Source organism: Pontibacillus marinus BH030004 = DSM 16465 (genome assembly GCF_000425225.1).
Taxonomy (GTDB): domain Bacteria; phylum Bacillota; class Bacilli; order Bacillales; family BH030062; genus Pontibacillus; species Pontibacillus marinus.
In genome coordinates this window covers 138,523-151,497 of sequence record NZ_KE384331.1, presented here as the reverse complement: position 1 = coordinate 151,497, position 12,975 = coordinate 138,523, and the positions used below count along the sequence as shown (strand labels likewise).

The 12,975-nt window shown below is 38.9% G+C and carries 9 protein-coding genes and 6 tRNA genes; all 15 read right to left on the bottom strand.

The window, feature by feature from the left end; all coding sequences use genetic code 11:
- Positions 1–460 precede the first annotated feature (460 nt).
- Positions 461–1,120, bottom strand: coding sequence for a phosphate signaling complex protein PhoU (gene phoU / locus H514_RS0117255; RefSeq protein ID WP_027448076.1), 660 nt, complete (start codon positions 1,118–1,120; stop codon positions 461–463).
- A 30-nt stretch (positions 1,121–1,150) separates the two neighbouring features.
- Entirely contained in the window at positions 1,151–1,966 is an 816-nt protein-coding gene (gene pstB, locus H514_RS0117250; RefSeq protein ID WP_051255197.1) for a phosphate ABC transporter ATP-binding protein PstB, read from the bottom strand.
- 38 nt (positions 1,967–2,004) lie between these two features.
- Positions 2,005–2,883, bottom strand: coding sequence for a phosphate ABC transporter permease PstA (gene pstA / locus H514_RS0117245; RefSeq protein ID WP_027448074.1), 879 nt, complete (start codon positions 2,881–2,883; stop codon positions 2,005–2,007).
- A complete protein-coding gene (gene pstC / locus H514_RS0117240) occupies positions 2,883–3,827 on the bottom strand; it encodes a phosphate ABC transporter permease subunit PstC (RefSeq protein ID WP_154657402.1) in 945 nt (314 codons plus the stop codon). Before pstC ends, pstA begins: the two co-directional genes overlap by 1 nt.
- Before the next feature lie 91 nt (positions 3,828–3,918).
- Positions 3,919–4,896: a PstS family phosphate ABC transporter substrate-binding protein gene (locus H514_RS0117235; RefSeq protein WP_027448072.1), complete on the bottom strand. Its 978-nt coding sequence runs from the start codon at positions 4,894–4,896 to the stop codon at positions 3,919–3,921.
- Positions 4,897–5,154: 258 nt separating this feature from the next.
- On the bottom strand, positions 5,155–7,326 hold the full coding sequence (locus H514_RS0117230; protein WP_027448071.1) for a peptidoglycan D,D-transpeptidase FtsI family protein: 2,172 nt from the start codon (positions 7,324–7,326) through the stop codon (positions 5,155–5,157).
- Positions 7,327–7,409: 83 nt separating this feature from the next.
- Positions 7,410–8,684 (bottom strand): MFS transporter, encoded by a 1,275-nt coding sequence (locus H514_RS0117225; RefSeq protein WP_027448070.1) that lies wholly within the window; start codon positions 8,682–8,684, stop codon positions 7,410–7,412.
- Positions 8,685–8,835: 151 nt separating this feature from the next.
- The gene (locus tag H514_RS0117220; protein WP_027448069.1) at positions 8,836–9,447 is read right to left on the bottom strand and encodes a superoxide dismutase; all 612 of its coding nucleotides are present in this window, start codon (positions 9,445–9,447) and stop codon (positions 8,836–8,838) included.
- Between the two features lie 286 nt (positions 9,448–9,733).
- Positions 9,734–9,809: transfer RNA gene (locus tag H514_RS0117215), tRNA-Phe, on the bottom strand.
- 228 nt (positions 9,810–10,037) lie between these two features.
- Positions 10,038–10,130: transfer RNA gene (locus tag H514_RS0117210), tRNA-Ser, on the bottom strand.
- 9 nt (positions 10,131–10,139) lie between these two features.
- Positions 10,140–10,216 (bottom strand) — tRNA-Ile (locus H514_RS0117205).
- Positions 10,217–10,223: 7 nt separating this feature from the next.
- A tRNA-His gene (locus H514_RS0117200) sits at positions 10,224–10,299 on the bottom strand.
- Positions 10,300–10,337: 38 nt separating this feature from the next.
- Positions 10,338–10,414, bottom strand: a tRNA-Met gene (locus H514_RS0117195).
- Between the two features lies 1 nt (position 10,415).
- Positions 10,416–10,490: transfer RNA gene (locus H514_RS0117190), tRNA-Asn, on the bottom strand.
- A 757-nt stretch (positions 10,491–11,247) separates the two neighbouring features.
- Positions 11,248–12,882, bottom strand: coding sequence for a Na/Pi cotransporter family protein (locus tag H514_RS0117185; RefSeq protein ID WP_027448068.1), 1,635 nt, complete (start codon positions 12,880–12,882; stop codon positions 11,248–11,250).
- Positions 12,883–12,975: the final 93 nt, after the last annotated feature.

Sequence of the window (12,975 nt, the reverse complement as noted above, 5' to 3'; positions counted from 1 at the left end):
CCGTTTCCTTCCCTCCACGCGATTATGGAGATTAACGGACCATAATTTGGACTTTCCCATCTCATATGGATTAGATTTCTTATTCATAGAATTTGCTCCGACCCTCGTCATGATAGGATTATACTACCTGGAATCAGAACATCCTCTCCAGAACTACGGCGGTTCCGTTAGTCTCCATTCGGCTAAGGTGGGCTGTGGAACGGGTTGACTCCAGCGGAAGAACGGAGTGACGAGACCCCGCAGGGAGCTTGCGAATGAGGAGGCTCGGCGCTCCGTCCGCAGGAACGCCCCCCGTTCCCCCGCCCGCCGATCTGCACAAAAGCAACGGAACCATACGCACTTTATCCCGAATCCAAGTCTTCAACAATAGGGGGCTATTATTGAGTAATGTACCCTTATAATAGAAAAAAGTAGGCATTGTTAATGACCAATGCCTACTTTCGTACTTTAATAGTGTGTTTTACTTATTTAAATCGAACGATTCTCCTTTTACAAGGTAGAAAATGTTCTCGCCGATATTGGTGATATGGTCTGCAAAGCGTTCAATATAACGTGCACCAAACGCCATCTGCATGATGTGTTGAATTTTTTGAGGATCATTTGCCGTTTGCTCAAGCATTTCACGAATGACTTCACCGTACATCTTATCAATCTCATCATCCATTTCAGCAAGCTTACGAGCCAAGGAAACATCCTCATATTCAAAAGCATCAATCGCTGTATCAACCATTGTTTTTGCCTTATCTGCCATTTGGCGTAAAGCAGGATGAATCGTAAGGTCATGGTCTTTACCTAAGTGGATCGTACTTTTAGCAATGTTCGTCGCATGATCCGCCATACGTTCTAAATCAGAAGAAATTTTGATTGCAACAATTAAACGTCTTAAATCTGTTGCGACAGGTTGTTGTTTTGCGATAAGAAGAATTGCTTGTTCATTAATATCAAGCTCCTCTTTATCCAACTTTACATCGCGTTCTCTGATTTTCTGAGCAGTATCAACATCATGAGCATACAATGCTTCAATTGATTCATCAAATGCTTGCACTGCCTCTACAGCTAATCGTTTAATACTAAATTTAAGCTTATCTAAATCTTCATGAAACTGACCACGAATTTCCATTTTTAAACCCCTTTCCTTTAGCGAGAGCTATTAACCGAATCGACCTGTGATATAATCTTCTGTTCGTTTGTCAGAAGGAGTGGAGAATAGTGTATCTGTTTCAGTAAATTCTACCATTTCTCCATTCAAGAAGAAAGCCGTTTTATCAGAAATACGAGCTGCTTGTTGCATGTTGTGCGTGACAATAATAATGCTGTATTTCTTTTTCAGCTCTTGAACTAGCTCTTCTACTTTCAGGGTTGAAATCGGGTCAAGAGCAGATGTCGGTTCATCCATTAGGATGACATCTGGTTCAATAGCAAGACAACGTGCAATACATAGACGTTGCTGCTGACCACCTGATAAACCATAAGCATTTTCATTTAAGCGATCTTTTACTTCATCCCAAATAGCGGCGTCACGTAAGCTTTTCTCTACGATTTGATCTAAGGTCTTTTTATCTCGAATCCCGTGAATACGTGGTCCATACGCTACGTTATCATAGACCGATTTCGGGAAAGGATTTGGTTTTTGGAACACCATTCCTACTTTTGTGCGTAGATCTTCTTTTTTATATTTATCATCGAATATTTCTGAGTCCTTATATTTAATAGATCCAGAAATACGTACGATCGGTACAGTCTCAACCATTCGATTTAGAGTTTTCAAGTACGTTGATTTACCACAACCAGAGGGACCAATGATTGCTGTTACCTCGTTCTGTTTTATATTCATATTAATATCATATAAAGCCTGATCCTCACCGTACCATAAATTCAAATCTGTAACATCAAATACCGTGCTTTTTTGTTGTTGGTTTGATGTTTGAGCTTGCGTATTGTTAGCCATGCTAACATCCTCCTTCATCCAAAGTAATCTTTTAATCGAGCAAATGATTTTTACTATTATAAACGTTTTTGGAATTTATTTCGGATAAATACAGCAGTTGCATTCATGAGTAATAAGACAATGAGTAGCACCATAATTCCTGCTGCTGCTACAAACTGCCATTCAGCTTGTGGCTTACTTACCCAGTAATAAATCTGAATCGGCATAGCTGAGTACTTAGATAATAATCCGTCCGGCACACTATAAATCGTTGTCGCAGCACCAACTACGATTAACGGTGCTGTTTCTCCAATTGCACGAGAAAGGGCTAAGATTGAACCAGTAATCATCCCCGGAATTGCTGCAGGTAAAATGACGCGAACAATCGTCTGTAATTTTGTAGCCCCCATTCCATATGAAGCCTCAAGAAGATCATTTGGAACTGCACGAATTGCTTCCTGAGAAGCCACAATAATAACTGGAAGAATGAGTAGGCTTAGGGTTAATCCACCTGCTATCAAGGTATATCCCATTTGAAGCATATAGACAAAGAATGTTAATCCTAATAGACCATAAACAATTGATGGCACACCAGCTAAGTTTGAAATATTCACTTGTATAAAGCGTGTTAACTTGTTTTGTCTGGCATACATTTCTAGGTAGAGAGCTGTTGAAACACCTACAATAATGGAAACGGGAGCAACTACAATCATGAGTGCTATCGTACCACCAAGACCAGCAAGTATCCCAGTCTTATCCGCAAATGGAGCAGGCATGGTTGTGATAAATTCCCAATCAAACCATCCAAGTCCTTGAGTCAACACACGAGCTAATAACATAACAAGAACAATGAGTCCAATTAATGTCGAGAAAAAGAATAGTGTTCGGAAAATTTTATTTAACAATTGACGATTTTTAATGCGTCCTTGTACTTTTGTTTCGTCCATACCGAGCATTAGTATTCCTCCCTAAACTTACGAGCAATATATTGAGATAGTAGGTTCATCGCAAGGGTGAATACGAATAAGGTCATACCTACAGCATAAACGCTGTAATAAATCATTGAACCAAATGTTGTATCCCCTTTAATCCCCTGTACAATAAATGCAGTTAGCGTCTGTATCGATACTAACGGATCAAAGGTTAAGTTCGGTGATGCACCAGCTGCAATGGTAACAATCATCGTTTCTCCGATCGCACGGGATATGGCAAGCACAGTTGCTGCTACAATACCTGAAAACGCAGCAGGAACAACAACTTTTAAAGCAACCTCCAAACGAGTACTACCAAGTGCAAGAGCACCTTCACGTAAGCTAGTTGGTACAGAGTTCATCGCATCCTCTGAAAGAGATGCAATCATTGGTACTATCATAATCCCTACTACTAAACCAGCACTTAATGCGTTGAAAATACCGATTTCAGGGAAGATCGAACGCAAGATTGGTGTTACAAACGATACAGCAAAATAACCATATACAACAGTTGGAACACCAGCTAGTACTTCTAAAGTCGGCTTAATTGTTCTTCTTACTTTATCACTTGCATATTCACTCAAGAAAATGGCTGAAGCTAATCCAATCGGTAAAGCTACAAGAATAGAGATAACTGTAATTTGCAATGTACCCGTGATTAATGGTAAGACACCAAAATCACCTGCCCATGGGTTCCACTTCGTTCCCGTAATAAATGAGAAAAATCCTTGTTCCCCAAAGAATGTAATGGATTCACGTAACAATGTAAACAGAATCCCCACGGTAGTTAAAATGGACAAAGCGGCACATAGAAATAAAAAGACGGGTACAATTTTCTCTATAATTTTGAGATTGTTTTGCGTTGATTTTTTTTCATTTATCATCTGTTGGACATCAATTTTTTGTTTGTCCTCCTTGATATTACCCATCATGACAAACTCCTTTCATCACAAGGCAAGGTGAGGCTTATTAGGAAGCCTCACCTGCTTTGTATTCATCCAATGTTTTCACAAAATCTAATTACTTACCTGCAATTTCGTTGATTTTTTCCATTTGAGCATCATACTTCTCTTGTGGAAGAGCTACATAACCAACTTCTTCAGCAGCAGAACCAGCGTTATTTAATGTAAACTTTACAAAATCGTAAACAGCTGGATTATTTTTAACAGCTTCGTTATTCACATATGAGAATAGTGGACGGGATAGCGGATCATAAGAACCATCTTGAATTGTTTCACCACTTGGCTTAACTGGGTTCCCATCACCGTTGTCGATACCTAGAACTTTAAGGCTGTCTTTGTTTTCAAGGTAGTAAGCATATCCGAAGTAACCAATTGCATAAGGATCGTTTGCGATACCTTTTACAAGTACGTTGTCATCTTCGTGTAAAGTTACGTTTTCGTTAGAAACCATTTCTTTTTCTTCAAGGATCACTTCGTTAAAGTAATCGAATGTACCTGAATCGTGACCAGGACTATAGATCTTGATTGGCTCATTTGGCCAGTCAGGATTGACGTCAGACCATTTTTTGTTTCCTGCTTCAGCTAGGAAGATTTGACGAAGTTGTTCTACTGTTACGTTCTTTAGGAAATCATTTTGTTTACTCACAACAACAGAAAGACCGTCATATGCTACTTTAAGTCCTGTGTACTCAATTCCATTTTCTTTTGCAATATCTTTTTCTTCTTGTTTAATAGGGCGAGAAGCGTTACTTAAATCCGTTTCACCTTTAGTGAATTTCTTGAATCCACCACCAGAACCAGATACGCCAAGAGAAGTTTCAACATTTGGTGCTTCCTCACGGTAGTTATAAGTTACAACTTCCATGATTGGAGCAACTGTAGATGAGCCATCAATAGCTACAGACCCAGAGATGCTTCCATCACCGTTTCCACCTTCAGCATTATTGCCTTCATTTGGTGCATTTCCACATGCTGCAAGTGCACCAATTACAAGAATAAGTGTAAATAGTAGTGCTAAACTCTTGAAACTCTTCATTTCTTTTCCCCCTAATAATTTGTCGGAATTTGCTGTTCAGTATCAACTGACAATTCTTATACTAAAGACATACCTTTAAGGTCATATAAATGAAATGTTAAGCTTGTGTAAAGATCACATCCTTAAATTGTGAATAATGGCTTCAACCCCCAATTTCATGGTCTTCACCAAAGGTAGTCTTCTTATATATTTTCTAAAAAAAAGACAGGATTATGCGCTTTTTCGCATAATCCTGTCGAATATTTAAGATATCCCCAATTATTCAGAGTCTTCGTTTTGGCTTTCTTTACTTTCATCACTTTGATCTGAAACATCTTTCCCTTCAGCTCGTTGTTTCTTCAATTCAAAGTAAGTATCAAGTAGCCCTCTACCAATCTCTTTATTGGTTTGGTACTGATAGCCCCCACCAGTAATAACACCTGTGTCAGGTACTACAACAGCAAAAGCGATTTCAGGGTTCTCATATGGTGCATAACCAACTAGCGTTAAGTTTTCTACAGGAACTCGTTTGTAGTCTTCTACATTACCATCTTCATCCCTAATGATATCGCCGTTTTTATCTTTCACAGGTTCATAGTGGTAACGTTGAGCTGTTCCTGTTTTACCTGCGACTTTATAATCAACATCTTTAAAATAGCTATGTGCTGTACCACCAGATAAAAACACTTCTCTTAACCCTTTTTGTACACGTTGTAGATAATGGTCTTCCATTGTTATTTTGTTCATAACTTTTGGTTCCTTAGATTCAACTACAGAACCAACTTTGCCACGTTTAGCAACTGGCTCTCTGATTTCTTTTACAAATTGCGGTTTCATGCGGTATCCATCATTAGCAATAGTGGAAATGTATTGGGCAAGTTGTAAGGTCGTATAAGTGTCATACTGCCCAATAGCTAAGTCCATCATTTTACCACCTAAGAGGTCGTCACCCTTATCTCGGCTAGGGGTTAAATTATCAGGCAGGCGCGCTCCTGTCTCTGTCCCCAACCCAAACTGACTATAATAGTTACGCATAACTTGGAATTGTGCAGGATTGAAGTCTAATTTTTCATTATGTTCATACGTTGGATCTCCACCAATACGCATGGCAATGTGGAACATGTATACGTTGGAAGAATACTTTAAAGCTTCAATATCATTTATCTCGCCTAAATTCCTATATGAACTCTTTTCATCCGTCCCTTGTAACTTAATAGGGGAATCGTAAATGGGTTCACCTTTTCTAACAACACCTTCTTCATATCCAGCTAACAAAGTTGCAGCCTTAACAGCAGAACCTGGTTCATACTTACCATTAGCTGCAAGATAGGATGTATCGATAAACTTTTGGTCTTCACGATCCCACTTTTGACCAGATATCGCTAAAATTTCACCAGTTTGAGGATCCATCGCTACAGCGTAAGCATCGTCCATGTACTGGTTTTTGTTTGGAAACTTATCAATAGCGGCCTTTAACTCTTTCTGTACAATTTTATCTAAACGCTTTTGTAGTTCCATATCCACAGTAAGAACAAGGTCTTTTCCTCGTTCTCCTTCTTGAACCACTTTAGAATTCACCAATTCCTGATCACTATTGGTGGTGTGTTGGATATGTTCTTTTTGACCTTTAAGAACTGTTTCATACATTTGTTCTAATCCACTGGTACCTACTCGGTCATTTCGTGTGTATCCACGAGACAAGAAATATTCTAGGCTATTTTTAGGAATAGAGTTAATAGCACCAATATAACTCTTGTAAGAATTCTCATATGGATATTGGCGCTCCCAGTCTGTTGTCACATTCACTCCTGGAAGCTCAGTTAAATGTTCTGCAACTCGAGCATACTCCGCAGTGGTTACACCTTGATTTTTTATGATATGCGGAGAAAGAGCGTATGCTTGATCAAGTTCTCGTTTTATTGCAATGATTTGCAACTCATCTTCTGTATAGTCAATATCCTCAGGCTTAATTCTGTCTAAAAGAATCTCATACGGAGAAGGTTCTCCTGCCTTTTCTTCATCTTCTGTAAACTTTTGTTCATCCTTACTAAGTTTTGCATATGGATTTTCTGCAGTAAGAATCCAGTAATCTTGTTTGTCCCTTTTCGTTACCTCTGATGTATCTTTTTCTATAAGGTTTGCTAAGTCCTGAGCGATTTTTAAACGATCTTTCGCATCAGTTGTTTTCATCGGTGTATATGTTATTGAATAGAGTGGTTTGTTATCAACGACAAGATTCCCGTATCGGTCATACATTTTCCCTCTTGGTACGGGTATTTTTGTTGTTACATTTTCGGTACGATCAATCTCTTCCTGAGCTTCTTGCCCATGCAAGATTTGCACTACACCTAATTGTAAAATGAGTGCAGAAAACAACATAAATACAACGAAAAATAAAATATTTAATCGAAAGGGAAGGTGCGATTTATTCTTTTTCTTCTTTTTCCCCATGAGTTTCTCCCCTTTTTTTAACCATATTCTATTGTCATTATAGCATCTAAATGCCCCTCTCGACTATGAAACAGAACTCCCGTTTACCGATTATCATGATCGGCTAATTTATTTTTCACAAACACAGATTCTTCTTCTGTATCCTTCGTAAATTCCACATCTTTTATAAAGAAATAAATCACGAAATGTCCCACTCCCACGATCATTAAAATATATGGAATAACCGTTTCGGGTGAGAATAAGGATACTCCCAACAAGAAAATGCCAATCGAAATGACTCGACCTAAATTTAAAAATAATTCACGCACCACAATATATTCTATCCGCATTTCTGCTGCATGCCAGGCCTTACCAATCACATCATACGTTAAAGATAAATAAGGTACATAAATAATTGGATAAGCCATTCCAATAATTGCAGCATAAATAAGTAAAATCGGATAGGATAAGTGAATGAGTATTAAATATAGGGCTAAATAGAGCGTTAGCCCACCGACAAATATAGCCCACTTCCGCATGTGCGGCTTAATCAATCTCGTCGCCATATAATAAAACAAGAACGAAAAAGCAGAATAGACTAAGTTAAATTTACCTAATGCAAATTCACTTTGTGTTGTGATAAACACCCATATAGAAATTACGAATAAAAATGTTCCTTCTCTTAAGCCCTGAAAAATATGTGCATATAAAATTCGTTTCCAATTCCCATCGCGTTTTCTCTCGTGTATGATTCGTTTAAATGTAAAGCTTCCTTTAGCAGATCTTCTATTTAAAAAGAAGCTACACACCACCGCTAAAACAAAGAGAATGAGGGAAATCGTGAAAATAACGGTGTAACCTGTATTTGATGCTAAACGAGAAATTATATAACCAGCTAATACAGGGCCAATAATTCCTCCAAGTGAATTCAATAATCCTAAAAATCCATTGAAGAAATCTCTAGTCTCCGGTTCTGTGATTTCAAATGTGAGTACGTTAAAAGCTAACCAATAAAACCCATACCCTATACCTAAAACAGAACCAAGTACAATTTTATAAGTAGCCGCTTGTTCGCCTGCAAATAATACAGTTAAGAAGAATAGGGATAGAAAAATAACCCCGAGACGAAGCACAATGACCCGATCGATCTTCTTCGCCCATCGCCCTGCTAAAATAAATGTTAAAGGCTGCATGATATAGACAGACAAATTATATAAAGCAATCGCTATGTAATCTCCAGATTGTTTCCATAAATAAATGTTTACAAATGTATTTGACAAGAAAATGCCCAGAGCATATAAGCCTCCAATGGTTAACAATAATATAAGATCGCGATTTACTTCTACATCTCCTAATATTGCATTTAATCTTTTACTCATGCCCCAAACGCCTCCTATACTCTAATCATTATTGTTTTCTAAAAAGAAGACGTTATACAACGGAACACGAAAAGGAAAGAAATACTGAAGTCATTGGAGCCAAATAAAAAAAGACACAGCGTTTAGCTGTGTCTTTTTCTATTATTCATACTTATTTAGCTGCTACGTAGCGCTTTGCAACCTCATCCCAGTTTACTACATTCCAGAATGCAGCAATGTAGTCAGGACGACGGTTTTGGTAGTTAAGGTAGTAAGCGTGCTCCCAAACGTCAAGTCCAAGGATAGGTGTTTTACCTTCCATTACTGGAGCATCTTGATTTAGTGTGTCCATTAATTCAAGTTCACCATTGTTTACAACTAACCAAGCCCAACCAGAACCGAAACGGCCTTTTGCTGTGTCAGCAAACTTCTCTTTGAAGTTTTCGAAGCTGCCAAACTTTTCGTTGATTTTGTCAGCAAGCTCGCCTGTTGGCTCGCCGCCACCATTTGGGGACATGATTGTCCAGAATAGAGAGTGGTTAGAGTGTCCACCACCGTTACGACGAACTGCAGTACGGATATCTTCTGGTACTGCATCAAGGTTACCAAGAAGTTGATCAAGTGATTTATCTTGTAGGTCAGCATGCCCCTCTAGTGCAGCATTAAGCTTGTTCACATAGCCAGCATGGTGCTTTGTGTGGTGAATATTCATAGTTTCTTTGTCAATGTGTGGTTCAAGTGCATCATAAGCATAAGGTAATTCAGGTAGTTCAAATTTAGCCATCTTGAATCTCCTCCTTTAAATAGTATGTAGTGGCTTTATGCCAACAATTTTAGATTACCAAACCCTTTTAAGCCATGCAAATCATATGCATTCTCAAGAGTTAAAGAATTCTAAAAAACGCTCCGCTTTATATAATATCCCAAATTGTTTTATTTCAAACTATCTTTTTTCAGTTATTGTAAACTCCTTCTGGAGGTGGGGTTACCTCCAGGTATTGAGAGCATAAAAAAAGCAAGCGCTCGATGCGCTTGCTTATATTTAAATAATAGAAAGGAGACGATATTAATGGTGGCTCGGGACGGAATCGAACCGCCGACACACGGATTTTCAGTCCGTTGCTCTACCGACTGAGCTACCGAGCCATTTTCGTTAAGTTTCCGCTACTTTTATGCGGTATTGAGATGCCTATTCAGTGATGATCTTCCTTGCTGTGCTCGTCACGACCCATGCTTATTCTACTAGGTGATGGGCTGCTCCTCGCAGATCCTACATTGAAGTTTTAACAACGATGTTTACGGATCCTCTACCGACTGAGCTACCGAGCCAATAAAAAAGAGAACATCTGACTTGTTCTCAGTAAGTAAGATATATGGCGGAGGAGGAGGGATTCGAACCCCCGCGAGGCGTAAACCTCCTGGCGGTTTTCAAGACCGCTCCCTTCAGCCAGACTTGGGTACTCCTCCGAGATATGATGGTGGACCCTGCAGGACTTGAACCTGCGACCGATCGGTTATGAGCCGATAGCTCTAACCAGCTGAGCTAAGGGTCCTATTATATGGGGCGATTGAAGGGAATCGAACCCTCGAATGCCGGAGCCACAATCCGGTGCGTTAACCACTTCGCCACAATCGCCATATTAGTTAAGGATCCATCATGATATGATTATGTAATGGTGGCGGCGGAGGGGATCGAACCCCCGACCTCACGGGTATGAACCGTACGCTCTCGCCAGCTGAGCTACGCCGCCATGGCTCCAACGGCAGGATTCGAACCTGCGACCGATCGGTTAACAGCCGATAGCTCTACCACTGAGCTACGTTGGAATAATATAAAATGAAGACCAATGTTTGTTGAGAGTCAGATGACTACTCAAGTTGTTATTCCTTTTATGCTCGTCACGACCCATGCTTACTCTGCTAGATGATGGGCTGCTCCTCGCAGATCCTACATTGATGTCTCTTCAATGATGTTTACGGATCCTCTACCACTGAGCTACGTTGGAATAATTATTAAAAATCCACTAAAACAACATCACCACTTCGTTAGCGACAAGATATAATATAACATGTAACTACTATATCGTCAATAACTTTTTTGTTTTGGTTATTTCTTTTGATACCTCTGAAAGCCTCAAAAGAAGCAACACGAATAATATAGCACGTCATAGACTCTCGTTCAAGGATTTTCTTAATAAAATCTTTAGGTTTTTTTGTTCTGATATAACAGTAAAGTATTAAATGAGTTCTTATCTTAAAAATTCACTCGATTCGAGCATTGTTTAAGACTTACTCCACATTAGTCCCCGTTTGTTGAAGACTTGGAATCGAGATAAAGTGTGGTGGAGGTCCGTTGCTTTTATGAGAGTAAGGGGATCGGTGAAACGGCAATACTCCTGCTGCCCCACACGACGTGGGGTAGGTCGACGTTGCCACACGATTTGGCGGGTTTAGTCGATCTTCCTTGTTTATTTTCAGCTTCCTCGTTCGCAAGCTCTCATAATAAACACAAAAAAAGTAGTTCAGTTAAGGGTACAAATTACGTTTTGTACTCCAAAACCGAACTACTTATTATCAAATCTTCTTACTGTTCTTTCCCAAGTACTTCCTCAGCAATGTTTACTGCGTGATCTCCAATTCGTTCTAGGTTAGAGATGATATCAACAAACACGATACCAGCTGGGCCGGTACATACGCCATTGTTCATACGAATAATGTGCTTCTTACGATAAGAACGTTCGTACTGATCAATTTGATTTTCTTTTTGTACAACAGCTAACGCCTCTTCACGGTCCATTGTTTCAAGAGACTTCATAGCTTGTTTTACAGTAATAAGGGTTAGATTTAACATGTCGTTCAAGTCATCTTGAGCTTGTTCAGTTAAATGAACCTTATTAGAGATTTTATAATCCACAAGTTCAATAATATTTTCAAAGTGGTCTCCGATACGTTCAATATCACGAACCGAATCAATTAAAGCTGAATGCTTTGAGCTTTCTAATTCAGTTAATGAAGATCCTGAGAGATTCACTAGATAATCCGTAATTTTTCGATCTAAATTATTTAGAGCTTCTTCATATTGAAGAGCCATATCTGCATGTTTACGTTGATGGTTATTTAAATACTGGCTAGTTTCTTCAAGGCCTTTATAAGCAAACTCACCCATACGCATAACTTCTTCTTTAGCTTGGTCTAGTGCTAGTGATGGAGATTGCTCAATAAAGATTGGGTCAAGGTGCTGTGGCTTCTGATCCACAGCTGTATCATCACCAGGGATTAATTTCGTTACAATTAATGCTAACAATCCAATAAACGGGAATTGTATGAGCATGTTTGTAAAGTTAAATAAACCATGTGCGAATGCAATCGTCATTTCTTCATTCAGACCTAATGCATCCTTTAAATATTCTATAAATGGCGTGTACAACTGTAAAAGAATCAGGAATAACGTTGTACCCACTACGTTAAAGATTACGTGAGTAAATGCTGCACGCTTAGCTGCAACACTTGCACCAATAGCTGCTAATACAGCTGTAATCGTTGTACCAATGTTATCTCCGAACAATACTGGTAATGCAGCATCCAGGCTAATTGCACCTTGTTCAAATAACCCTTGCAATACACCAATTGTTGCTGAAGAGCTCTGTACAATAACTGTGAACAATGTACCTATAACTACACCTAGAATTGGCTGTTCACTCATACTTAAGGTTAAGTCTTGGAATGTTTCTAAACCACGTAAAGGTTTCATCCCGTTACTCATAAGCTTCAAGCCATAGAAAAGTGCACCAAATCCAAATAGAGTTTGTCCGAGATAAGTAATCTTTTTACTCTTAAAGAAGAATAAGAGCAATGCACCTACAGCTAATATTGGTAGACCATATTCTTTTAATTCAATACCAATAATAAATGCTGTTACTGTCGTACCAATGTTTGCTCCCATTATAACTCCGATCGCCTGTCTTAACGTCATAAAGCCTGCATTTACAAGCCCTACTGTTAATACCGTCGTACCCGAGCTACTTTGGATTAGCATCGTTACAAGTGCACCAGCTAGTACACCCATAAACGGATTTGTAGTAAATTTGTCTAAAATATCACGTAAACGATCACCTGCTGATTTTTGCAGTCCGTCTCCCATGAATTTCAAACCAAATAGGAAGATACCCAAACCACCGATAAATTGAAATATCATTTCCTGAACATTAACGCCTTCCATAGATAATGCTCCCCTCATCCAAGATTTTTCTTTTTCTACATTTATCTAGAAAAACTTACAAAAGTTTTGCTTTTTCGTGTTTTTTATCTAGGA